This is a genomic window from Cupriavidus sp. GW822-FHT06G04 (assembly GCF_058799075.1).
Genome location: NZ_JBXALD010000003.1, coordinates 238580 through 260320, shown reverse-complemented (window position 1 = coordinate 260320; position 21741 = coordinate 238580). Strand labels below are relative to the sequence as shown.

The 21741-nt window shown below is 65.5% G+C and carries 18 protein-coding genes; 14 read left to right on the top strand and 4 right to left on the bottom strand.

Annotation, left to right across the window (positions count from 1 at the left end):
• Positions 1–18: 18 nt before the first annotated feature.
• Complete coding sequence (locus AC1RKI_RS08480; protein WP_061954279.1) at positions 19–1569, bottom strand: acyl-CoA carboxylase subunit beta; 1551 nt, start codon at positions 1567–1569, stop codon at positions 19–21.
• Between the two features lie 174 nt (positions 1570–1743).
• Between AC1RKI_RS08480 and AC1RKI_RS08475 the strand changes: the two genes are divergently transcribed.
• The 5 genes from AC1RKI_RS08475 to AC1RKI_RS08455 all read left to right on the top strand — a co-directional run bounded on the left by AC1RKI_RS08475 (position 1744) and on the right by AC1RKI_RS08455 (position 7438).
• Complete coding sequence (locus tag AC1RKI_RS08475) at positions 1744–3504, top strand: sigma-54 interaction domain-containing protein (RefSeq protein WP_492796031.1); 1761 nt, start codon at positions 1744–1746, stop codon at positions 3502–3504.
• A gap of 112 nt (positions 3505–3616) precedes the next feature.
• A complete protein-coding gene (locus AC1RKI_RS08470) occupies positions 3617–3973 on the top strand; it encodes a hypothetical protein (RefSeq protein WP_061954118.1) in 357 nt (118 codons plus the stop codon).
• A gap of 203 nt (positions 3974–4176) precedes the next feature.
• A complete protein-coding gene (locus tag AC1RKI_RS08465; protein ID WP_084003847.1) occupies positions 4177–4566 on the top strand; it encodes a hypothetical protein in 390 nt (129 codons plus the stop codon).
• A gap of 435 nt (positions 4567–5001) precedes the next feature.
• Positions 5002–5529 carry a hypothetical protein gene (locus AC1RKI_RS08460; protein WP_084003858.1) on the top strand — a complete coding sequence of 176 codons (528 nt, stop codon included), beginning with the start codon at positions 5002–5004 and terminating at the stop codon, positions 5527–5529.
• Positions 5530–5731: 202 nt separating this feature from the next.
• Positions 5732–7438 carry an ABC-F family ATP-binding cassette domain-containing protein gene (locus AC1RKI_RS08455; protein ID WP_492796034.1) on the top strand — a complete coding sequence of 569 codons (1707 nt, stop codon included), beginning with the start codon at positions 5732–5734 and terminating at the stop codon, positions 7436–7438.
• A gap of 9 nt (positions 7439–7447) precedes the next feature.
• Here AC1RKI_RS08455 and AC1RKI_RS08450 read toward each other — a convergent pair whose 3' ends face one another.
• A complete protein-coding gene (locus tag AC1RKI_RS08450) occupies positions 7448–8509 on the bottom strand; it encodes a VWA domain-containing protein (protein ID WP_492796036.1) in 1062 nt (353 codons plus the stop codon).
• Between the two features lie 73 nt (positions 8510–8582).
• Between AC1RKI_RS08450 and AC1RKI_RS08445 the strand changes: the two genes are divergently transcribed.
• The 6 genes from AC1RKI_RS08445 (at position 8583) to nadC (ending at position 14307) form a co-directional block, all read left to right on the top strand.
• Positions 8583–9500, top strand: a complete 918-nt coding sequence (locus AC1RKI_RS08445; protein ID WP_492796038.1) for a S1C family serine protease — start codon at positions 8583–8585, stop codon at positions 9498–9500.
• 52 nt (positions 9501–9552) lie between these two features.
• Complete coding sequence (locus AC1RKI_RS08440) at positions 9553–10566, top strand: AAA family ATPase (protein WP_061954112.1); 1014 nt, start codon at positions 9553–9555, stop codon at positions 10564–10566.
• A complete protein-coding gene (locus AC1RKI_RS08435) occupies positions 10544–11554 on the top strand; it encodes a DUF58 domain-containing protein (protein ID WP_244789121.1) in 1011 nt (336 codons plus the stop codon). The genes AC1RKI_RS08440 and AC1RKI_RS08435 overlap by 23 nt, the downstream gene beginning before the upstream one ends.
• The gene (locus AC1RKI_RS08430) at positions 11551–12609 is read left to right on the top strand and encodes a vWA domain-containing protein (RefSeq protein WP_244787922.1); all 1059 of its coding nucleotides are present in this window, start codon (positions 11551–11553) and stop codon (positions 12607–12609) included. Before AC1RKI_RS08435 ends, AC1RKI_RS08430 begins: the two co-directional genes overlap by 4 nt.
• Positions 12610–12662: 53 nt before the next feature.
• Positions 12663–13163 carry a MarR family winged helix-turn-helix transcriptional regulator gene (locus AC1RKI_RS08425; RefSeq protein WP_492796040.1) on the top strand — a complete coding sequence of 167 codons (501 nt, stop codon included), beginning with the start codon at positions 12663–12665 and terminating at the stop codon, positions 13161–13163.
• A 310-nt stretch (positions 13164–13473) separates the two neighbouring features.
• On the top strand, positions 13474–14307 hold the full coding sequence (gene nadC / locus AC1RKI_RS08420) for a carboxylating nicotinate-nucleotide diphosphorylase (RefSeq protein ID WP_061954104.1): 834 nt from the start codon (positions 13474–13476) through the stop codon (positions 14305–14307).
• A gap of 128 nt (positions 14308–14435) precedes the next feature.
• On the opposite strand, the gene AC1RKI_RS08415 is transcribed toward nadC, so the two are convergent.
• The gene (locus AC1RKI_RS08415) at positions 14436–14984 is read right to left on the bottom strand and encodes a MarR family winged helix-turn-helix transcriptional regulator (protein WP_150980788.1); all 549 of its coding nucleotides are present in this window, start codon (positions 14982–14984) and stop codon (positions 14436–14438) included.
• Between the two features lie 312 nt (positions 14985–15296).
• Here AC1RKI_RS08415 and phnN point away from each other — a divergent pair, with 312 nt between their 5' ends.
• From phnN to AC1RKI_RS08400, 3 genes are all read left to right on the top strand, one after another.
• Positions 15297–17117, top strand: coding sequence for a phosphonate metabolism protein/1,5-bisphosphokinase (PRPP-forming) PhnN (gene phnN / locus AC1RKI_RS08410; RefSeq protein WP_492796204.1), 1821 nt, complete (start codon positions 15297–15299; stop codon positions 17115–17117).
• Positions 17118–17160: 43 nt separating this feature from the next.
• Positions 17161–18153 (top strand): tripartite tricarboxylate transporter substrate binding protein, encoded by a 993-nt coding sequence (locus tag AC1RKI_RS08405; RefSeq protein WP_061954100.1) that lies wholly within the window; start codon positions 17161–17163, stop codon positions 18151–18153.
• Between the two features lie 198 nt (positions 18154–18351).
• Positions 18352–19455 (top strand): porin, encoded by a 1104-nt coding sequence (locus tag AC1RKI_RS08400; protein ID WP_492796043.1) that lies wholly within the window; start codon positions 18352–18354, stop codon positions 19453–19455.
• A 44-nt stretch (positions 19456–19499) separates the two neighbouring features.
• Here AC1RKI_RS08400 and AC1RKI_RS08395 read toward each other — a convergent pair whose 3' ends face one another.
• Complete coding sequence (locus tag AC1RKI_RS08395) at positions 19500–21698, bottom strand: xanthine dehydrogenase family protein molybdopterin-binding subunit (protein ID WP_492796045.1); 2199 nt, start codon at positions 21696–21698, stop codon at positions 19500–19502.
• Between the last annotated feature and the right edge of the window lie 43 nt (positions 21699–21741).

The window sequence follows — 21741 nt, the reverse complement described above, 5'->3', positions numbered from 1 at the left end:
CGATATGGCGAGGGCCGCTCAGGGCCGGATGCCGAAGCGGCTGATGCCAGGCTCGCGCAGCGGCGCCGCGAGATTGGCGAACTCGCAGAGCAACGCGCGCGTATCGCGCGGGTCGATGATGTCTTCGATGACAAAGGCCTCGGCGCTGCGGAACGGCGATGTCAGGCTGCGTACGCGCTGTTCTATCTCGGCACGCTTTTGCACCGGATCGTCGGCGCCTTCGATTTCGGCCTTGTACGCGACGTCGAGCCCGCCTTCGATCGGCAATGCGCCCCAGTTGGCCGATGGCCACGCGTAGCGAAAATTGAAACGTCCCATGTGCTGATGCGCCGCGGCGGCCACGCCGTAGGCGCGTCGCACGATCACCGAGCACCACGGCACGGTGGCTTGATAGACCGCCGCCAGCGCACGTACGCCATCGCGCATCACGCCGGCCTGCTCGGCTTCGATGCCAATCTGGAAACCGGCGGTATCGACCAGATTGACCACGGGAAGATGGAAGGTCTGCGCCAGATCGACCAAACGCGTGAATTTCTGCGCCGTCGCGCCATCCCAGTTGCCACTGTGGAACGCAGGATCGCTGGCAATCAGTGCGACCGGCCAGCCGTCGATGCGCGCCAGGCCCGTGACGATGGCCTGCCCCCAATGCCGGCCGATCTCGAAGAACGAATCGGCATCGACCAGCGCTTGCACGATCGGGCGAATCTCGTAGTCGACGCGGCCATCGCGCGGAATCGCCGACAGCAGCCATTCGTCGCGGCGCGCCGGGTCATCGCCGCTTGCCATGCGCGGCGCCAGTTCGTGCACTGATCCCGGCAGGTATGACAGGAACTGGCGCGCCCGCGCGAACGCTTCGTGCTCGGTGGCCACCTCGTCGTCCACCACGCCGTTGCGCGTATGGATATGGCTGCCGCCCAGCGCATTCCTGTCGACAGGCTGGCCGCTGCGCGCCGCGATCGACGGCGCACCCTCGCTGAACAGTTGCGAGGTCTCCTTCACCATCATCGAATAGTGACTGGCCGCCACCCGCGCCGCGCCCATGCCAACCACCGAACCCAGCGCGAGCGACACGACGGGCACCGTCGACATGTTTTGCACGACATGCTGCCAGACCTTCATGGTAGGCAGCAGCGTGTGACCCTTGATTTCGATATTGCGCACGCTGCCGCCGCCACCGGTGCCATCGACCAGGCGCACCATCGGCAAGCGCAATTCGTGCGCCATCTTTTCGGCGTGGATCAGTTTTTCTCCGACCGCGCCCTCGTTGGCTCCGCCCCTGACCGTGAAATCGTCGGCCACCAGCACCACAGGTCGCCCGTCGATTTGCGCGCGTCCGGTCACCAGATTCGATGGCATCACGTCCAGCAGCCGGCCGTTGCTGTCATAGCGACCACTGCCGCTCAGGCCGCCCACTTCGCGGAACGATCCGGCATCGGCGATAGCCGCCACGCGTTCGCGCACGCTCAACCGCCCTGCGGCCTTGTGGCGCTGCAGCTTTTCCTCGCCACCCATGCGGTCGGCCAGGCGGCGGCGATGCGCCAGTTCGTCGATCTCGGGCTGCCAGCTCACGGTGTCTCCGTTTTTGTTCTTGGTGTGTTCACCGCTAGAACACCGCACAACCCGTGCCAGCGTGGCGCATGCTGCGCAGCGCTTGATTTCATTGAGGATTCCAATCGGCGCCGCTATGATGTCCGCCATAACGACAAAAAGTGTCCGCAACATGGACACTGACAGGAGACAACGGTGTCCTCGGAGACAACACATCCCGCCTTATCGCCCCCCGCGCTTGGCGCCCTGATCCTTTCACGCGATGGCGCGCAAGTGGCCGCCATCGGCGTCTGCACTGATCCCGTTACGGCACGCGCTGCGCAAGCGGCTTGCGATCATGCCGCCCACGCGGCCGACGGCCGCCGTCTGTTCCCCGTCGATGCCGGCACGCAGCGCTACATCGGGCTGTCGCTCGAAGACGATGCGCATCGGGTGATCCTCATCCACGCGATGGACGCGCAAGCGGTGCTGTTTGATCTGCTGGCAACCGTCCCCTTTGCGGGCGCGATCCTCGACCACTTCCTCAACGATCCCTACCACGCCATCACGGTGGTCGATAAGGACGGCCGGATGCGCTTCCTGAGTCCGGTGCACGAGAAATTCCTCGGCCTTGAACCAGGTGGCGGCATCGGCCGTCATGCCGCCGACGTGATTCCGAACTCGCGATTGCCGCAGGTGGTCGCCAGCGGCAAGGCCGAAATTGGGCAGTTGCAGCAGATGAATAACGGCGACGCGCGCGTGGTTAACCGCTTTCCGATCCGCCACGACGGGCAGGTGGTGGGGGCAATCGGACAGGTCATGTTCAAGGGACCAGACGCGCTGATCCGCATGCATGAAGAGTTGTCGGCATTGCGCTCTGAGGTGGCGCGCTACCAGCGCCAGTTTGACGGACTGCGCGAAGCGCCGGCCACGCTCGGACTGATTGGCGAAAGCGCGCCAATGCAGCGCCTGCGTCGCGAAATCCATACCGTGGCACGCCTGGACGTGCCGGTGCTGATCCTCGGCGAAAGCGGCACGGGCAAGGAACTGGTGGCGCGCGCGATCCATGCTTCGGGGATCGAACCCGTCAGCGAGCGGCCGCTGGTCAGCCTCAACCTGGCCGCGCTGCCGGCCACGCTGCTCGAATCGGAACTGTTCGGCCATGCGCCGGGCGCATTCACGGGCAGCCGCCGGCAGGGCCAGGCCGGCAAGCTCGAAATGGCCGCAGGCGGAACGGTATTTCTCGACGAAGTGGCCGATATCCCGATGGAAATGCAGGTCAAGCTGCTGCGCGTACTGGAAGACCATATGGTCGAAAGGCTTGGCAGCGGACGGCCAAAGCGCGTCGATTTCCGGCTGGTGTCCGCCACCAATCGCGATATCTCCGAACTGATTGACGCTGGCCGCTTCCGCCTGGATCTCTACTACCGGATCAGCGGCGTGGTGTTGCGCATCCCGGCGCTGCGGCAGCGCAGGGAAGATATTCCCGCCTTGTTGCAGCATTTTGTCGATGCCTTCTGCGCCCGCAACGGCATGCCTGCGCCAAGGATTGACCACGATGTGGCGCGTTATCTGGCCGGCCAGCCGTGGCCCGGCAATGTCCGGCAACTGCGCCAGCGGATCGAGGAAGCGCTGGTCTTTTGCGATGGACGCACGCTGCGCGTGGCCGATTTTGCGCGCGGCGAGGCGGCCCGGAACGGCCCGGCAAGTGCCGGGATGCTCGACGAAGCTACCGCGCATCCCACCCCAGCCGCGTTTGCGTCCAACACCGTGCAGCAGCAGCCGTTGCGCGCGTCGTATGCCGATGACGGCGGTGCCGACATGAGCGAACTGGCCTACGCCGCGGTCATCGACGCCATCGCACGACACGGCGGCAACAAGAAGCGCGCCGCCGAGCAGTTGCGGATCTCGCGTTCGCACCTGTACAAGATCCTCGCGCGCGGTGCACCGGGCGGTACCGCGCATGGGGACGCCTAGCGGTTTTGCATCGCTACGGTCAGGGCGAATGTGAAAAGAGATCGCGCGAAGGGATGGACGGCGCTCCGTCCGCGGCGCTAACATGCTCTGGCCGATTAACCGGGGAGATTTCATGCCGCTGCGCCGCCACGTAAGCCAACTCGTTCTGCTCGCGGCATTGACGCCGCTGTTTCACGGACATGCACAGACCCCGCCGACTTCATCGTCGGACGACGCCGCGATCAACGACGCGATCTCCGATGCCGTGCGCGGCGGCACCCAGCGCTTTCAGCCTTCCCCTTCGCAGCCGATGTCGCTCGACGAACAATGCAATCGGCTGGCCCAGCAAATCGGCCAGGAGCCGCGCCGCAGTTACCGGCCGTCGGGCGCACCGGTCGAGAACAGCCAGGGCAACGACATCACCACCGTCGAGCGCGACCGCACGCGCAGGCAGCTGCAGCGCGTATATCAGGACAAATGCACGCAATAGGGACACTGCGCAACGGCATCGCGGCCGATTCGCTGCAGACGGCACAGAATCTGACGCTAATGAATATCGCCCTCCACTTTCGCATTTCAGAACGGGCGATGAATAAAAACGCGCGATGCACTGCAAAGGAGTTGAAAGGAGTAGAGTCGGGAACGTGGATGCTGGTATCGAAAGGCGATGCCAATCCCTAAAACATTTCCGCCATGACCCCTGCTACCGCGCAATCCAGTTTTCTTTGCACGCTTACCGTAGATGGCCTCGGACTTCCCTACCATGTGGCTGTCAGCAGACATCCGCTGGCTATCCGCTTCACCAGCTTCATAGGCGCCTGCCGCCGCTCGTTCGCGATTCTCGGTCCCGACGAAGTTGTCGCCGACGAAGCCACGCTCTCCACCGAAGGGCTATGCCGGATCGCGATTGGCCAGGTCATGCGCGACATCCTGTATGACAAGGCCGGACAGGGCGACTATGTACTGGACCTTGCCACGCCAGCTTGGGACGGCGCCCTTCGCGTGGTGGCAATGGGCAGCAGCGGCCGCGCCGTTCAGCATCGTCGCCAGGGCGCCATCGCAACCGGATCGCAGACGGCATAGGAACCGGCGGCCCGGAACCGAACCGCCTTTCCGACAGCGCTGACACGCGAATCGTTGCGCTCGAATTTTGCGGCCAACGTTTGCAACCAACCTTCGCGTCCGACTTTTCCCGCCAACCTTTTCTGCCGACAATTTCACAGACGCCGACGCCGGACGCCGCGGCGTCGCGCCCATTGCGGCACCCGTTACAGCGCCATCGCCCACCGGATTGCCAGCGCGCAACTGCCAGCCGAATCGCTCGGCAATTTGCCAATCGCATCGCGAGGCGATAACCCGAAAATCCGGACCACGTGATTGGCCTTGGATCGATTCAGGACAAATTAGCGACACTCACCACTCTGTTTGCCAGAAAAATTACTGTGCAGGCGAGATTTTTTTTACTGTTCGCTGCTACACTCCGCCTCCATCGAAAATCACTCTATGGAGAATATCCGCATGGCCATCAAGAAACTTGCAGCAACCCCCGTCAAGCGCGCAACGAAGAAAGTTGCAGCCCCGGTAAAGAAGGCAAGCGCCTTCGACCGCGAAGTGAAGGCTGCCCAGAAGCAACTGGACAAGCTGCGCGCAGAACTGGTCAAGCAGGTTGCTGCCGGTAAGAAGGCCATCGTCAAGGCGGTTGCCGACCTGAAGAAGCTGAAGGAATCGGCGCGCGCCGCAGTCGTGGCAGAAAAGGCCGCCGCCAAGGAAAAGGCTGCAGCCGCCAAGGCAAAGGCCAAGACGGCAAAGACCGCCAAGGCAGCCAAGCCTGTGAAAGCCGCCAAGCCGGTGAAGGCAGCCAAGGCGCCGGCAAAGACCGCCAAGGTGGCAAAGCCCGTGAAGGCTGCCAAGCCCGCAGCCAAGGTCGCGAAGGCAGCCAAGCCGCAAGCCGCAGCCAAGCCGGCCGCGAAGCCGGTGGCAAAGGCACGTCGCGCCAAGGTTGCGCCGGCTGCAGCACCGGCCGCCGACACCGCAGTGGCCGCCTAAATCAGCGTCTGCGCGGGTCCCCGGCCATCGTGCCGACGGCCCGCACCGCCAGCCTTCCCAGAGCAAGGCTGGCTGATTTGACAGATCGCGCCTCGACAATCATTGTCGAATTCGAGCCCCCGCCAGCAATGGCCGGGGCTCGTTGCATTGGCGATGCGTGCGAGAATGCCGAACTTCGACATTCGAAAAAGCGGGATCGCTCATGTCGCAAATCAGGGGCGCAGCCCCCGGGGTATTGACGCTGACCCCGACCGTTTCCTCCGACGCCGTCGCGCCGGACGCACCCGAATTCTCCATCACGCTACGGCACGTCAGCGTAACGCTGCCCGACGGCCGCGCGCTGCTGCATGACCTCAATGAAACCTTCCAGTGCGAGCGCGTCGGCCTGCTCGGTAGAAACGGCACGGGCAAAAGCGTGCTGGGCAGGACGCTGGCCGGCCTGATTTCGCCCGATATCGGCCAGGTGGTGCGCCACGGTGCGATCGCATATGTGCCGCAGGAAATCGTGCCCGCAGCGGGCGCGACGGTGGCCGATGTCGCCGGCCTGACCGCTTTGCTCGATGCGCTGGAACGCATGGAAAGCGGCGCGCCGCTTGCCAGCGATTTCGATCTGCTCGATGGGCGATGGACCATACGCGCCAGCCTGGAGCAAGCATTGGCGGACAGCGGGCTGGGCCATTTGCAGCCGCACGATCTGGCTGTATCGCTGAGCGGCGGAGAACTGACGCGCGTGGCATTGGTCGGCGCACTCCTGGCCGACGTGCAAGGCCTGGTGCTTGATGAACCGACCAATCATCTCGACAGCGACGCCCGCCGCTGGCTGCATGAGCGGCTACAACGCTGGACGGGCGGCCTGATTCTGATCAGCCATGATCGGGAACTGCTCGACGCGATGGACCGGATCGTGGAACTGGCGCCGAATGGACTGCGCAGCTACGGCGGCAACTACACGCTTTACCTTGCGCAACGCAGCGCACAGGCCGCTGCCGCGCAAGCATCGCTGGACCATGCGCGCGCCGAACGTGCCGCCGCCGAACGCGCACTGCATCGCCAGCATGATGCGCAGCAGCGCCGTGCCGCACAGCAATCGCGCAGTGCGAAGGACGCCAATATCCCCGGCATCGCGATGGGCCGCCGCAAGGATGGCGCGCAAGCGTTTGCGGGACGCGAGCGGCTACGCTTGCAGGACACGCAGGCCCGCTTCGATGACGCAGTGCAACTGGCGGCGCGCCGTGTCGAAGCGGACCGGGCCGTCGCGCTTGTCCTCCCCGGCACGGCCATTGCCGCGGGAAAGCGCGTGATTTATCTGGAAGACGCCGTCGCGCCGTTTCCGCAAGACAGCGCGGCGCTGAGCATGACGCTCAACGGGCCGGTACGCGTGGCGATCACGGGGCCCAACGGCTGCGGCAAGACCACGTTGCTGAAGATGCTGGCCGGCACCATCGCACCGGTTTCGGGCATTTGCGAAACCGGCGTGCGCAGCGCGTGGCTGGACCAGCAAGCCACCAGCCTGCTGCCGCCGCAGTTGTCCGTGCTCGATCGCCTGCACCAGTTGCGCACGCCGCTGCCCGATGGCGTGCTGCGCAGTCATCTGTCATTGCTGGGATTGCATGCCGATCTGGTGCGCGTGCCATCTGGCGCCTTGAGCGGCGGCGAGCGGCTGAAGGCCGCGCTGGCGTGCGTACTGTGGAGCAACGACCCCGCGCAGCTTCTGCTGCTGGACGAGCCGACCAACCACGTCGATCTGGAATCGAGCCAGGCCATAGAGCAGGCGCTGGACGATTACCCCGGCGCATTGATCGTGGTATCGCATGACGCACGCTTTCTTGAGTCGCTCAGGTTGACGCATCGGCTGGAATCGAACGGGAGGCAGTGGCGGCTCATATCGGCCGCCGACACCGGCTTCTGATCCGCGCCGCTAGCGCCGGAACCACAGCAATGACAGCGTGCCCGCCGATATAAGTAGGACGATGGCGGCCCCGGCCAGTAGCGCGCCAATCTCGGTCTCGCGGCTTTCCAGCGCGAAGCGCGCGCTGAGCTGCTGGTAGACGCGGCTCAGGTCCGCCGCCGACCCGGCCTGGAAATACTCTCCGCCGGTCATGGTGGCCAGCGCGCGCAGGGTGGGCTCGTCAAGCTGCATGAAATAGGACAGCCCCGGCTCGGACGGCGCGCCCTGGCGCGCGCCGAATCCCACCGTATAGACCCGCACGCCGCGCTGCATCGCCAGCCGAGCCGCTTCGAGCGGATCGGGCCCGGTAGTCCGGCGGCCATCGCTGAGCAGAATCACCGCGCCATGCCGGTACGAGCCCGGCTGCGCCGGCGCGCGCTCCGCGCGCCGCTTGCGCAGGGCGTCCGCGGCCGCCGCTTCGTCCAGGGGAACCGCCGGCCGGCCCGAAGACGCGGCTCCGCCGTCGAACAGGATGGCCTCCAGATCGATACCGTCATCGGGAAACAGCACGGCCAGCGCCTGGATCAGTCCGCTGCCGGTAGCGGTGCCGCGCTGCAACTGAAAGCGGTCGATCGCCTCGAGCATGTCGCGCCGGTTGTCGGTGGGTGGCAATACCACCGTGGCCGTTGTGGCGAACGAAACAATGCCAAGCCGCACGCGCGCCGGCAGCCCGGCAATCAGGTCGCGGGCCGACTGTTGCGCGGCCTGGATCCGCGTGGGCGCCACGTCGGTTGCCTCCATGCTGCGCGATACGTCCATCGCCAATACTAGTGTGATGGCGTCGGAAGGCAGAGTAATTGTGGCGACGGGCCGCGCACATGCCAGCAATGCCGCGCCCAGCGCCAGTAGAAGCAACAGGGGAGGAATATGGCGCCGCATGCGTTGGCGCGGGCCAATCGCTGCGCGGGCCAGCGCCAGGCTGGCATAAACGAACGCGCCCTTCTTGCGTCGCGCAAGCAGGTACACGTAAGCGGCCACCAGCAGCGGAAGCGCTAGCAGCAGCCAGAGCATTTGCGGCCAGATGAACTGCATGCTCCGCTCCTTGGCGCATCGGTGAGACGATGGTACTGTATTTTGCAGAGCTGGACGGACGTCGGGAGTTGCGATGAAACGAGTGACGGTCTTCGGTGCAGTCTTCACGGCGCTCGTGCTGGTCTTCGTCGCAGGCGCCGGCGCAGCATGGCTCCTGCAGCCAAAGCCCCGCGCACTGACGCAGGCCGATATCGACGCGGCCGTTCTCCATACATTGCAGACAAAGAATCTCCCGGCACGCAGCGCACGCGCCGCCGAAGCCGTGCGCGAATCGGTCGTTGAAATTTATACCCACGACAAGCAGACGGTGGTCGCGTCGAATCCGCGCAAGCATCGGCGTGATGCACCATCGACACGCCCGAAGGCGTTGCCGCGGTCGCCTGCACCGCCACACGAGGACCAAGCGAAGGACGAGTCGCCCGAGCGCAAGGGTCAGCCCGACGAAGACGGCGGCGACGATCACATCGGTTCCGGCGTGGTGGTGACCGACGACGGCGTGATCCTCACCAGCTATCACGTCGTAGCCAACGCCAGCCGCGTCGACGTGAAGTTTCACACTGGCGAGACCTCCGAGGCCACGCTGCTGCAGGCCATCCCCGAAAAAGACCTGGCTGTGCTGAAGGCCCGATCGTTGCCCGATGACCTGCCCGCGGCCACGCTTGGATCGAGCCGCGACCTTGTGCCGGGCTCGGAAGTGGTGGCCGTCGGCTTTCCGTTCGGCATCGGCCCGTCGGTGTCCGCCGGCGTGGTTTCCGGGCTCGATCGCCAGTTCGTCTCTCCGGATGGCAAGCAAACGCTTCAACACCTGATCCAGTTCGACGCGGCGGCCAATCCCGGCAATTCGGGCGGCCCGCTGGTGAATATGAGCGGCGAAGTGGTCGGCATCGTCACCGCCATTCTCAGTCCCGGCAAGGCGGGCACCTTTATCGGTATCGGCTTTGCAATGACTATCGAAAGCGCGGGGGCCTCGATCGGATCGTCCCCATTCTAGGAATTGCCCTTTCTGAATCAGCCACCCGCTTCACCAACAGGAATCGACGCCCATGAACGACCAAGCGACGCATGCCGCCAACCAGGCCGGGCTGATGGAACGCCTGCTGTACGAAGTAAAACGGGTAGTGGTGGGCCAGGACCACTTTCTCGAACGCGTGCTGGTGGCGCTGCTGGCGGGCGGCCACCTGCTGGTGGAAGGCGTTCCCGGCCTGGCCAAGACGCTGACGGTCAACACGCTGGCGCGCACCATGAGCGGCACCTTCAAGCGGATCCAGTTCACGCCCGACCTGCTGCCCGCCGATCTGGTCGGCACGCGCATGTACAACCAGGCCAGCGGCGAGTTTTCCACGGTGCGCGGGCCGGTGTTCGCCAACCTGCTGCTGGCCGACGAAATCAATCGCGCGCCGGCCAAGGTACAGAGCGCATTGCTGGAAGTGATGCAGGAGCGGCAAGTCACCATCGCTGGAGAAACGCATCTGGTGCCGTCGCCGTTCCTGGTGATGGCCACGCAGAATCCGATCGAAACCGAAGGCACGTACCCGCTGCCCGAAGCGCAGGTGGACCGCTTCATGATGAAGGTGCTGGTCGGTTATCCGAGCGAAGAGGAGGAAGTGGTGATCGTCAACCGCGTCACCGGCCCGCGCATCGAGGTCAACCCGATCGCCACGCCCACTCAGTTGGCCGACCTGCAGAAGCAATGCCGCAAGGTCTATGTCGACCCGGGCCTGGTGCAGTATGCGGTGCGCGTGGTGGCCGCCACGCGCCGGCCCAGCGCCTACGGCGTGGCGGATACCGACCGCTACCTGTCCTTCGGCGCAAGCCCGCGTGCCACCATCGGCCTGATCGAAGGCGCGCGGGCTTTGGCGTTCTTGCGGGCGCGCGATTACGCGCTGCCGGAAGACGTGATCGATCTGGTGCCCGACATTCTGCGTCATCGGCTGGCGCTGTCCTACGAGGCCCTCTCCGACGGAATCAGCGCGGACCAGATCGTCACGCGCATCGTGCGCGCACTGCCCGCACCCGAACGCCCGCTTGATTCCCATGTTCGCGCGACTGTGGCCTAGACGCCGGACGGCGCACGAACGCCCGCAGCAGGCCGCGGCATCGCCCGACGCCCCCGCCGCACTGCCCGGCACCGGCCTTGGCGCAAACCAGACCGAGGCGCTGGTCCGTCGCCTGGAATGGACGGTCGTGCGCCGGCTCGATGGGTTGCTGCAGGGTGACTGCCGCACGCTGTTTCGCGGCTTCGGCATCGATCTGGCCGATCTGCGCGAATATCATCCCGGTGATGACGTGCGCCATATCGACTGGAATGTCACCGCGCGACTGCAGATCCCGCATGTGCGCGAGTATCAGGAGGATCGCGAAGTTGCCGTATGGTTCCTGCTGGATCTGAGCGGATCGATCGATTTCGGATCGGGCACCACGCGCAAGCGCGACATGCTCAGCGATTTCACCGCCGTGATGGCGCTGCTGCTGACGCGCTACGGCAACCGCGTGGGCGCGGTGCTCTACAGCGGCACCGGGCACGGCGTCACCGCCACGGTGCCCGCGCGCGCCGGGCGCCGCCACCTGCTGCATGTGCTCGATCGCATACGCGGCACGTCGGCTCTATCGCCTGGCGAGACGCATCTGGCCGACCTGCTGGACACGGCCAGCGCCATCGTCAAGCGGCGCTCGGTGGTGTTCGTCGTCTCGGATTTCCTCAGCGCGCCGGGCTGGCAAGCCGCGCTCGACAAGCTGGCGCGGCGCCACGAGGTGGTGGCGGTGCGGCTGGTCGACCCACTGGAGACCGCCATGCCCGATCTGGGCCTCGTGGTGATGCAGGATGCCGAAAGCGGCGAGCAGTTGCTGGTCGACACCCATGACCCCTCCTTTCGCAAACGCTTTGCCGCAGCCGCCGAGGCGCGCGAGGCGGAACTGCGCCAGGGGTTCGACCGGGCGGGCGTCGATTGCGTGACCCTTTCCACCTATTCGCGCCTGGATCTCACGCTGCTTCAGTTTGCGCGGGAACGTCGCCATCGCCAGGGCGCCATCCGGGGCACGCCGTGATCGACGCCGTCAGCCGTCTGCCCACCTTCAGCTTCCTGTGGCCAAACATGCTGTGGCTGCTGGCGTTGGCGCTGGTGTTGGTGCTCGGCTATCTCTGGCTCGACGCGCGGCGGCAACGCGCGGGCGCCGCGCAGCCCCACCTTCCGCCTGCGTACACGCACGCGGGCCGCAAGCCCGACTGGCGCCGCCATGTTGGACCGCTGTTGGCCTTGTCGGCGCTGATTGCGCTGCTGGTGGCGGTTGCACGGCCGCAGGCGGTGCTGTCGCTACCGTCGCGCATCGACACCGTTATCTTCGTGATGGACCTTTCCGGCAGCATGCGCGCGCAGGATATCAAGCCCAGTCGTTTTCGCGCTGCCCAACAGGCGGCGCACATCCTGCTCGATGCGCAGCCGGCCGGCGTCAAGGTAGGCGTGGTGTCGATAGCGGGCACCGCTGCCGTTGCGCAGGCGCCAACGCGCAGCAAGGACGACGTCGCCAAAAGCATCGAGCGGCTTCAGGTGCAAGGCGGCACCGCGCTCGGCAACGGCTTGCTGGTGGCGCTATCGACGCTGGTCCCAGAGGCCAGCGTGGACGCCACGCTCCTGATGGGCGACGACGACACCCCAATGCCGACGCGGCCAACAACGGGCGACGGCGCCGCCCCATTGCCGGGATCGTTCGCATCGGGCGCGATCATCGTCTTTTCCGATGGCGAGAGCAATGCCGGACCATCCGCAATGCAGGCGGCGCAGATGGCCGCCGACTACGGCGTGCGCATCTACACCGTAGGCGTTGGCACGACCGAGGGCGTGGTGCTGAAGGCCGACGGCTGGTCGTCCCGCGTCAGGCTCGACGAAGCCGTATTAAAGAAGATTGCCGACACTACCGGCGCGCAATACTTCCGGCTGGACGACGCCGCTGGCATGAAACAGGTTTACCGCGCGCTGCGCACCACACTGGCATTCGGCAAGCGCGACCAGGTTGAAATCACCGCGCTGTTCGCTGCCGCCGGTGCACTGCTGGCGGCCTTTGCGGGGTTGCTGTCGCTTTGGTGGTTTGGCCGCGTGCTCTAGCCGGCAGCCGCGCGGCTATACTGCGCGGTATTCGCCAATTCGGATAGCCCCTTGTGAGCACACGCCAGAGCCACGCGCCTCACCGCGACGACTACGATTTCACCGAGCAGGTTGGACATCTGCTGCGCCGCGCGTATCAGCGGCATGTGGCGATTTTTCAGCAGACCATTCCAGATTCCCAACTGACCGCCGGCCAGTTTGTGGTGCTCTGCGCCATTCAGGCGCATACCTCTTGTTCGCTCAGCGAGATCGCGCGCGCCACGGCCATCGATCAGGCCACAGTGCGCGGCATCATCGAGCGATTGAAGTCCCGCGAGCTGATCAAGGTATCCCATGACGCGCGCGACCGCCGCAAGGTGGTGGTGTTGCTGACACCGGCCGGCCAGGCGCTGGTCGCCGACGTGGTGCCGTTTGCGCAGGACATCAGCGAACGCACCATGCGCGGGTTGAATCCCGCCGAACGCGTCGCCCTGCTCTATCTGCTGCGCAAGATGAGCGATCTCGACGACGAACCGGCCGAAGCCGCCCAGGACGCCGACAGCCCCGCCGACTGACTGCGCAGTAACGGCAGCGCTCGCTACGCCCGGGTTCCGGGCGCATCGGGCCGCACCCCACGCGCCAGCACCAGTCGCCGCATCGAGCGGCCCGGTGCGCGCCCAGGCGCCGCCCGCATCGTACGCAGCGCCTTGCCGATGCGAACCACTTCCCGCTCCGACAAACCTCCTACGAGGTCGCCGCTCGCAATCGTCATCTTAGAGATCGAATAATAGTTGACAAGCCGTTGGCAGGCGCTAGTATTACGCCATGTACTTCGATATCTAAGTTATTAGAAGTGCGGCAACCACCATTCAGGAGCCAACATCCATGTATGACATTTTCGCCACGGACAAGTTGATCGACCTCTGGCTGACCGAGGACATCGGGATCTGCGATCTCACCGTTCACACCATGATCGAGCCCGGCGAGACCGGCACGTTCTGCATGAACGCGCGCGAACCGATGCTGATCGCCGGCATCGACGTGGCCGCCCGTATCTTTTCGCGCTACGACCCCACCCTGTCGCTGGACGTGCGCGTGGCCGATGGCGACAAGGTGGAGAAAGGCGCCGTGCTGCTGAACGTAAGCGGCAACGCGCGTAGCGTGCTGACCGCCGAGCGCACCGCGCTCAACATCATGCAGCGTCTGTGCGGCATCGCCAATCACACGGCGAAGTATGCCGAAGCGATTGCGCACACCAAGGCGCGTCTGATCGACAGCCGCAAGACCACGCCGGGACTGCGCGCGCTGGAGAAGCACGCGGTCACGTGCGGCGGCGGGCTGAACCATCGCCTGAGCCTGGACAATGGCGTGATGATCAAGGACAACCACATCGCGGTGTGCGGCAGCATTGCAGCGGCAGTGGCGCGCGTGCGCCGCAAGCTGCCGGTGCTGACCAAGCTCGAGGTCGAATGCGACCGCCTGGAGCAGGTGCATGAAGCGCTGGCTGCTGGCGTCGACGTCATCATGCTGGACAACATGTCGGTGCCGGACATGAAGGAGGCGGTGCAGATCGTCGCCGGCCGCACCAAGGTGGAAGCATCAGGCGGCATCCGGCTGGAAACCATCCGGGCCGTGGCCGAAACCGGCGTCGACTACATCTCCACCAGCAAGATCACGCAGTCGGCCCCCGCCGTCGATATCGGGCTGGACGACGCCTGATCCGCGCGGACGCTCCGCAAGATCGCGCCTTCTACCCGGGAGGCTTTCCCTTCGATGGCATGGCCATCGAAGGGCTTTTGCGCTGGCCTCAAGCACGCGGGATACACGCAAGGTCAGCGGCGGCGGCGTCAAAGGTCGGCTAGCAACCGCCCCACTTCCTGTGTGGACGGCACGCGCCGGCCGCGCTCTGCCAGCGCCATCTCATCGGCCACCAACCGCTGCGCGATCGTAATCAGCACGCGGCGCGTAGTCAGCACGTCTTCCTCGCTTACCCCTTCCACGCTGAGCGTGTTGACCTCCGTGGCCAGCGGCTCCAGCTTGCGCCGTAGCGCACGTCCGGTCTTGCTCAGGAACACGTGCACCTTCTTCTTGTTGCCGGGCAGGTGCGTGCGTTCGACATAGCCCAGCGCCTCCAGCGCCTTGACCGCGGCGAACGTGGTGGGCTCTGTGACGCCGGCACGCTCGCTCAGTTCCCGTTGCGACAGTCCGTCGTGACGCCACAGGATCCGCAGGATGGTCCAGTGGCCATACGACACCGAATGCTCGGCCAGTCGCAGCTGCAGCGCGCGGATATAGGCGCGCGCGGCGTCCTTGACCAAATGCGCAAGGCGTTCCTCTTCGATTTCTGCTTCAGGCGTCAGCGTGACGGGGCTATCCAGCTTCTTTTTCGTGGCCATGGTTTTTGACAGGCGATAGGCGTAGGCAGCGCACATGATAGCGCCTTGCGCGCGGCGTCGCCGCCACGCACGCGCGCGCCCTCGATGTAGCGCTCACTACATCAGTGCGCGATGCGCGTTGTCGATGCACGCGGCACCGTCAGCGCGCAGGCCGGCACTGCGCGTTTTCCCTGAGAAATCCCTCAATCCCGCGTACACACTGGATTTCCGGGCGCTGGCCCGCCCCTTGCATTAACTTAGACATCGAACTTCTCTTGACAGGCCCGGGACCGGTGCTAGCATAGCCCTACAACTTCGATGTCTAAGTTAAATATGAACGAGACCGGCACATTCTTCCTGGTGGTAGGGCCCAGCGGCGCGGGCAAGGATTCCCTGATCGACGGTGCACGCGCGATTCTGGGCAATGGCTATCACTTTGCGCGGCGCGTGATTACGCGGCCCAGCGGATCGCCTGGCGAGGACCATGAAGGCGTGTCGGACATCGAGTTCGCAAGACGCCAGCAGGCAGGCGAATTTCTCGTGACGTGGGACGCGCACGAATTGCGCTATGGCTTGCCAACGTCGCTGACCGATGCGCTGGCCGCCGGAACGCATGTCATCGCCAATGGCTCGCGCAGCGTGGTGGCGGAACTGTCGGCGCGCCTGCCGCGCTTTTCAGTAGTGCTGGTGACTGCGCCGCAGGATGTACTGGCCCGCCGCATCGCCGCACGCGGCCGTGAATCGGGCGAACAGGTGGCCCGGCGCGTGGCACGCCAGGCTGCGCCGCTGCCGGACGGCGTGGCATGCATAACCGTGTCGAACGACAGCACGCTGGAGGTTGGCGTGGCGCGTTTCGTCGCAGCGCTGCGGCAGGCGGCGCCCTCGTCCGTCTGCCTTGCATCGGCGCCCGCCGATAGCGCACCCGCGAGCCGCGTCAATCTGCGGGCCAAGCTGCGCGGCGAAGCACTGGACGAAGCCGCCTATGTTGGCGTATTGCGCGATGCAATCGCCGGCCGCTACAGCGACGCCGAGCTGACCGCGTTCCTGATCGCCGCCACGGGCAGCCTGAACGACCAGGAAGTCGTGGCGCTGGCGCGTGCGCGCACCGCATTTGCCACGCGCATCGAATGGGATGAGCCGTTGGTGGTCGACAAGCATTCGATGGGCGGTGTGCCGGGCAGCCGCATTACGTTGATCGTGGTGCCGATCGTCGCGGCGTACGGATTGGCGATGCCGAAAACGTCGTCGCGCGCCATCACCTCCGCAGCCGGCACCGCCGATGCCATGGAAACCGTGGCGCGCGTCGACCTGACGCAGGAAGACGTGCGACGCTGCGTGACGCTGGCGCGCGGCTGCATCGCCTGGAACGGCCGCCTGAACCATTCCGTGATCGACGACGTGATGAACCGGATCACACGCCCACTGAGGCTCGATTCGCGGCGCTGGGCCGTCGCATCGATCCTGTCAAAAAAATATACGGCCGGCGCCACCCACGTGATGGTCGATCTGCCTTATGGACCGGACACGAAATTGGCTTCGCATGCCGACGCCTGTGAGCTCGGGGCCCTGTTCGAGCGGGTGGGTGCCGGACTTGGCATGAAGGTGCGCGCACTTGCCACCGATGGCAGCCGCCCCATCGGCCGCGGCATCGGTCCGGCCCTCGAAGTCCGCGACGTACTGCAAGTGCTCGATAACGATCCCGATGCGCCGGCCGACCTGCGCGCGAAGGCGCTGCGCTTCGCCAGTGAAATTATCGCTTTCGACCCGCGCGTGGGTAACGCCGAGCAAGGCATGCGAATTGCGACTGCGCTGCTGGATGAAGGCAAGGCGAAAGCCGCGTTCGAACGTATTGCCGTCGCGCAGGGCAAGCGGCCCGCACCAGTGATGCCTGGGGCGCATACGCATGACATCGTCGCGCCCTGCGCGGGCCGCGTGCAGTCGATCGACGGGCTGCGCATCTCCGGCGTTGCACGCGCAGCGGGCGCGCCGCGCAGTGCCGGTGCAGGCGTCGACCTGCTCTGCACGATTGGCGCGCATGTGGCGCAGGGCCAGCCTCTGTATCGCATTCACGCCGATGGCAACGCGGCGCTCGATGCCGCACTGGTCCAGGCCAGCGGCGAGTGCGACCCGGCGGTACGCATTGTTCCCGATTGACCGGTCTTTACCTTTCCTTCACCCTAACCGACGAGGCTTATCCATGAGACCCCTATCCGTCGTCAGCAGTCTGGCATCGCTACTGTTTGTGGCTGGCACCCTGGGCACCCTGCCCGGCCGTGCCGAAGCCAACATCGCGAGCACTTTCCCGCAGAAACCGATCCGCATGGTGGTCACGTTCCCGGCCGGCGGCGGGACGGACGTGCTCGCGCGCCTGATCGGCGCCGACATCAGCAAGGCGCTGGGCCAGCCCGTGGTGGTCGACAACCGCCCCGGCGCCAGCGGCAATATTGGCGCGGAGTTTGTCGCGAAGAGCCCGGCGGATGGCTACACGCTGCTGATCGTCAACAGCAGCTTTGCGATCAACCCCAGCGTGTTTCGCAAGCTGCAATTCGACCCGAAGTCCGACTTCAGCGCGGTGATCACCTTTGCCTCGGTGCCTTCGGTGATCGCGGTGCCCTTCCAGTCCAAGATCCGCACCTTCAGCGATCTGGTGGCGGCCGGCAAGAGCGCATCGCCGCCTAGCTATGCGTCGTGCGGCAATGGCACGCCCCAACATCTGGCCGGAGAACTGCTGAAGGTCTCGGCAAAGATGGAAATGCTGCATGTGCCGTACAAGGGCTGCGCGCCCGCGATGGCAGACGTGCTGGGCGGACAGGCCGATGTCAGCGTCAACACACTGACCAATACGATCCCGTACCTCAAGAGTAACAAGCTGCGCGCGCTGGCGGTGACTTCGAAAGCGCGCTCGCCGTTCCTGCCCGATGTGCCAACCGTCAGCGAGCTTGGCCTGCCAGGCTACGACGTGGACCAATGGTTCGGCATTCTGGCCCCCGCCAACACGCCGCCCGAGATCGTACAGAAGCTCAACGCGGAAATCGCCAGGGCCATCGCCAAGCCGGAAATCAAGGCATCGCTCGCACATCTTGGGTTCGCCACGACCACCAGCACGCCAGCGGAATTCCAGAAACTAGTGACCAACGATATCGATCGCTGGCAGAAGTTCGCGACCAAGATCAACCTGCTCGTCGACTGATTTACCGGGGACCCGCCGAGGCTTCAGCAGGCACACCCCAACTCCCCTTTTACTGAATCGCTGCTACGCGGGCGCTAGCCGGCCCCGTGAGAGTGCGTTCGCCCCTGCGTCCTGACATTCGGTCTTCAGGCGCTGGATGCGTGCGCGCTGCTCGCGGGGCAGGCACCCGATTCCAACCCCATTGCAAAGAAAAAAGAAATGAGCCAACCACTTCGCCATTCCATTCCGCATCTGGCCCTGGCAGGCGCGGCCATGCTTGCCGCGCACGGTGTGCAGGCGCAATCGTCGGTGACGCTGTACGGCGTGGCCGATGTCGGCGTCGAGTTCCTGACCCATGCCGATGCGAACAACCGCAGTCTCACGCGCATGACGTCCGGCAACCTGTCCGGTTCGCGCTGGGGCATTCGCGGCACAGAAGATCTCGGCGGCGGCCTCCAGGCGCTGTTCGTGCTGGAAAATGGCTTCGATATCGACGCCGGCACCGCGGCGCAAGGCGGCCGCCTGTTCGGTCGCCAGGCGTTCACGGGGATCTCTTCGCAGTACGGCCGCGTTACGCTGGGCCGGCAGAACAATATTCTCTACGACATCCTGATCAACTACGACGCAATGGCGGTGTCGCCGCGCTACTCGATCTTCACGATGGATGCGATGACCGCGGGCCGCTATGACAACACGGCGAAGTACGTGGGCAAGTTTGGCGGCTTTACGGTCACGGGTCTCTATTCGTTCGCGCGCGGTACGTCGTTGTCGGGCGGCGCGGTGGCCAGCGAAGTGCCCGGCGACCCGAAGAGCGATCGGGCCGTCAGCGGCGGTGTCGAATACAACGTCGGCAAGGCGGGCATGACGGTGATCTACGACATGCAGCAGGGCACCAGCGGCATCGCGGGGCAGAACACGTCGCAGAAAGATCAGCGGCTGGCGGTTGCCGGAAGCTATTCGTTCGCCAGTGCGAAACTGTTTGCGGGCTATCGCTGGTTCAACGGCAACATCGGCGCCACCGCAACGGTGCCGTCGCGCCGGGCGGACTTGTTCTGGATTGGCGCGGGATATCAGCTGACGCCCGCGCTGTCGTTAAGTGCTGCGGGATACCTGCTCAACGACCGGCGCGGCAACGGCGATGCGTGGAGCGCTTCATTGCTGCTCGACTATGCCTTCTCGAAACGCACCGACGTGTATGCGCAGATGGCCTACATCCGCAATGACGACGGCGCACGCATTGGCCTGAACGGCGCGGCTACGTCAATCGGCCCGGCTGGAACCAATCAGTTCGGCACCGTGGTGGGTATCCGGCACAAGTTCTGACAGTAGCCCTCTGCCGCGCGCGGCAGAGGGCTACGCCCACCACATCAGGCGAGGGAAAGCGCGGTGGCGCAGCCTTGCCTGACCGCCTCGGGGGTAAACGGCGCGCGCGTAAATCGCACGCCGGTGGCGTCGAACAGCGCATTGGCAATGGCCGGCGCACCGGGCAGAGATGCCGACTCTCCGGCGCCCAGCGGGCTTTCTTCCTGGCGCGGCATCAGCAAGACTTCGATGTTGGGCACATCGGGAAAGGCGATGATCGGATAGCTGCCCCACTCGCGGCTGGCCACGCCCTGGTCGTCAAAACGCACCTGCTCGCGCAGCACGCGGCTCAGGGTCTGCACCACATTGCCGTGGATCTGATGGCGCACACCATCCGGGTTCACCATCATGCCGGTGTCCTGTCCCACGCACAGCCGGGTCACCCGCACGTTGCCGCTGGCGGGATCCACCTCCACATCGACGATCCACGCCGCCCACGCCGCACCGAAGCCCGGAAACTTGCTGTGCACGTAGCGGGCATACGCAATACCGCGCCCGCGCAGCAGCCCATCGGCGTCCGGCTGGCCGCGTGATCCGCGTGCACCTTCGCGCCATTCGGCCGCCTGCGACACCGCAACCAGGAGTTCGCACGCGCGCGTATCGGGCAGATGCCGCAAGCGGAAGGCTAACGGATCGGCGCCGCAACGATGCGCCATTTCATCGATGAAGGACTCGTGTGCGAACGTGTTGGGCAGCGCGGACACCCCACGCAGCCACGACGCCCGGGCGATGGCCGGGATGTCGTCGCACGCGATATCGAGCGACGCGTAGCCATAGGCGGGCACCGCAGTGCGATCGCCCATTTCCAGCATGCGCGGCGTGGCCGGCACGCGCCCGGTCAGCAGCAACGCCAGCACCGGCGCATCGTTGGACGGATAGCGTGTCACGAACTGGTAGGCCGTCAGCGCGCCGTCAGCATCAGCGCCGCCGCGTACGTCCATCAGCTGTGCCGCGCCTTTCGGTTCCCAAAGGTGTTCCTGCTCGCGCGTCAATTGCACGCGTACCGGCCGACCCACCGCGCGCGACAGCAGCACCGCGTCGGCACATACGTCGTCGGCACAATTACGGCCGTAGCAGCCGGCGGCCTCCATGCGCACGATTTCGATCGCGCCTTCGTCGAGCCCGGACAGCCGGGCCATGTCGATGCGCAGCACATGCGGATTCTGCGTGCCCGACCATAGCGTCAGATGATCGTCGCGCCAATCGGCGACCGCGCACGATGGCCCGATCGATCCATGCATCTGGTAGGGCCAGACGTAGCTGCGTTCGATGCAATGCGCGGCTTCGGCCAGCGCGGCCGTGGTGTCGCTGGTCTGCAGCAGCTGACGTCGTCGCGCCGGCACGGCGCGCAGCGCGGCTTCGGGCGTGTTGAGATCGGCGAGCGGCGGCACCGCCTTCCAGCGCACCTTGAGCCGGCGTGCGGCCTCGATTGCCTGCTCCTCGCGCTCGGCCACCACGCCAACAAAATCGCCTTCCACATACACGCGCACGACACCGGGCACCGCGGCAATCGATGTCTCGTCGATACCAATCAGACTGGAGCCGACGAAATCGCCGCTGTCGCGTCCCGCATAGGGCGGCCGTATCACGCGGCCGTGCAGCATGCCGGGCACGCGCACGTCGTGCACGAACGTCAACTCGCCGGTTGCCTTGGCCGGGATATCGACGCGCGGCGCACTGCGCCCGACCACGCGATACTGCGCGGCGGGCTTGGTCGGGACATCATCGGCAAGCGGCAGTTCGACATGTTCGTCGCTCAGCAGCGCCGCAACATCGATCGGGCCGCCCGCAGCGCGCGCCACCAGCCACGCGCGCGCCTGCGCCGCGGCGCGGCGTAGCGGCAACGCCGAAATCTGGATCGATGCACTGGCAATGGTCGGGCCCTGATTGGGCGTGGCCTCGGTATGGCCCAGCACCATCGTCACGGCATCGGCTTCGACTTCGAGTTCCTCGGCGACGATCTGCGCCAGCGAGGTGCGAATGCCCGTGCCGAGATCGACGTGTCCGTTGAAAGCGAGGATCTGTCCCGACGCCCGGATCGCCACGAAGATATCGGGCAGATCGGAAATGAAATCCGAGGCGGCCCCAGGCTGGCCCGGCGATGGGCGCGGCGCGGCGGCCGCCGGACGCGTCACCAGCAGTACGCCGCGCTCCTGGAACAACGCTTCGCGCAATGCACGCGGTGTTTGCGATGGCTGTTGCATCGATCTTCCTTCACTGCCGCGCCGCTACGCGGCGCACGGCTAT

Coding starts and splice junctions, on each gene's coding strand:
- AC1RKI_RS08460 (WP_084003858.1), top strand. CDS start 5,002: ATGGCCATCAAGAAACTTGCAGCAACCCCCGTCAAGCGCGCAACGAAG.
- AC1RKI_RS08435 (WP_244789121.1), top strand. CDS start 10,544: ATGTTCGCGCGACTGTGGCCTAGACGCCGGACGGCGCACGAACGCCCG.
- AC1RKI_RS08405 (WP_061954100.1), top strand. CDS start 17,161: ATGAGACCCCTATCCGTCGTCAGCAGTCTGGCATCGCTACTGTTTGTG.
- AC1RKI_RS08450 (WP_492796036.1), bottom strand. CDS start 8,509: ATGCAGTTCATCTGGCCGCAAATGCTCTGGCTGCTGCTAGCGCTTCCG.
- nadC (WP_061954104.1), top strand. CDS start 13,474: ATGTATGACATTTTCGCCACGGACAAGTTGATCGACCTCTGGCTGACC.
- AC1RKI_RS08465 (WP_084003847.1), top strand. CDS start 4,177: ATGACCCCTGCTACCGCGCAATCCAGTTTTCTTTGCACGCTTACCGTA.
- AC1RKI_RS08395 (WP_492796045.1), bottom strand. CDS start 21,698: ATGCAACAGCCATCGCAAACACCGCGTGCATTGCGCGAAGCGTTGTTC.
- AC1RKI_RS08400 (WP_492796043.1), top strand. CDS start 18,352: ATGAGCCAACCACTTCGCCATTCCATTCCGCATCTGGCCCTGGCAGGC.
- AC1RKI_RS08440 (WP_061954112.1), top strand. CDS start 9,553: ATGAACGACCAAGCGACGCATGCCGCCAACCAGGCCGGGCTGATGGAA.
- phnN (WP_492796204.1), top strand. CDS start 15,297: ATGAACGAGACCGGCACATTCTTCCTGGTGGTAGGGCCCAGCGGCGCG.
- AC1RKI_RS08445 (WP_492796038.1), top strand. CDS start 8,583: ATGAAACGAGTGACGGTCTTCGGTGCAGTCTTCACGGCGCTCGTGCTG.
- AC1RKI_RS08455 (WP_492796034.1), top strand. CDS start 5,732: ATGTCGCAAATCAGGGGCGCAGCCCCCGGGGTATTGACGCTGACCCCG.
- AC1RKI_RS08415 (WP_150980788.1), bottom strand. CDS start 14,984: ATGGCCACGAAAAAGAAGCTGGATAGCCCCGTCACGCTGACGCCTGAA.
- AC1RKI_RS08470 (WP_061954118.1), top strand. CDS start 3,617: ATGCCGCTGCGCCGCCACGTAAGCCAACTCGTTCTGCTCGCGGCATTG.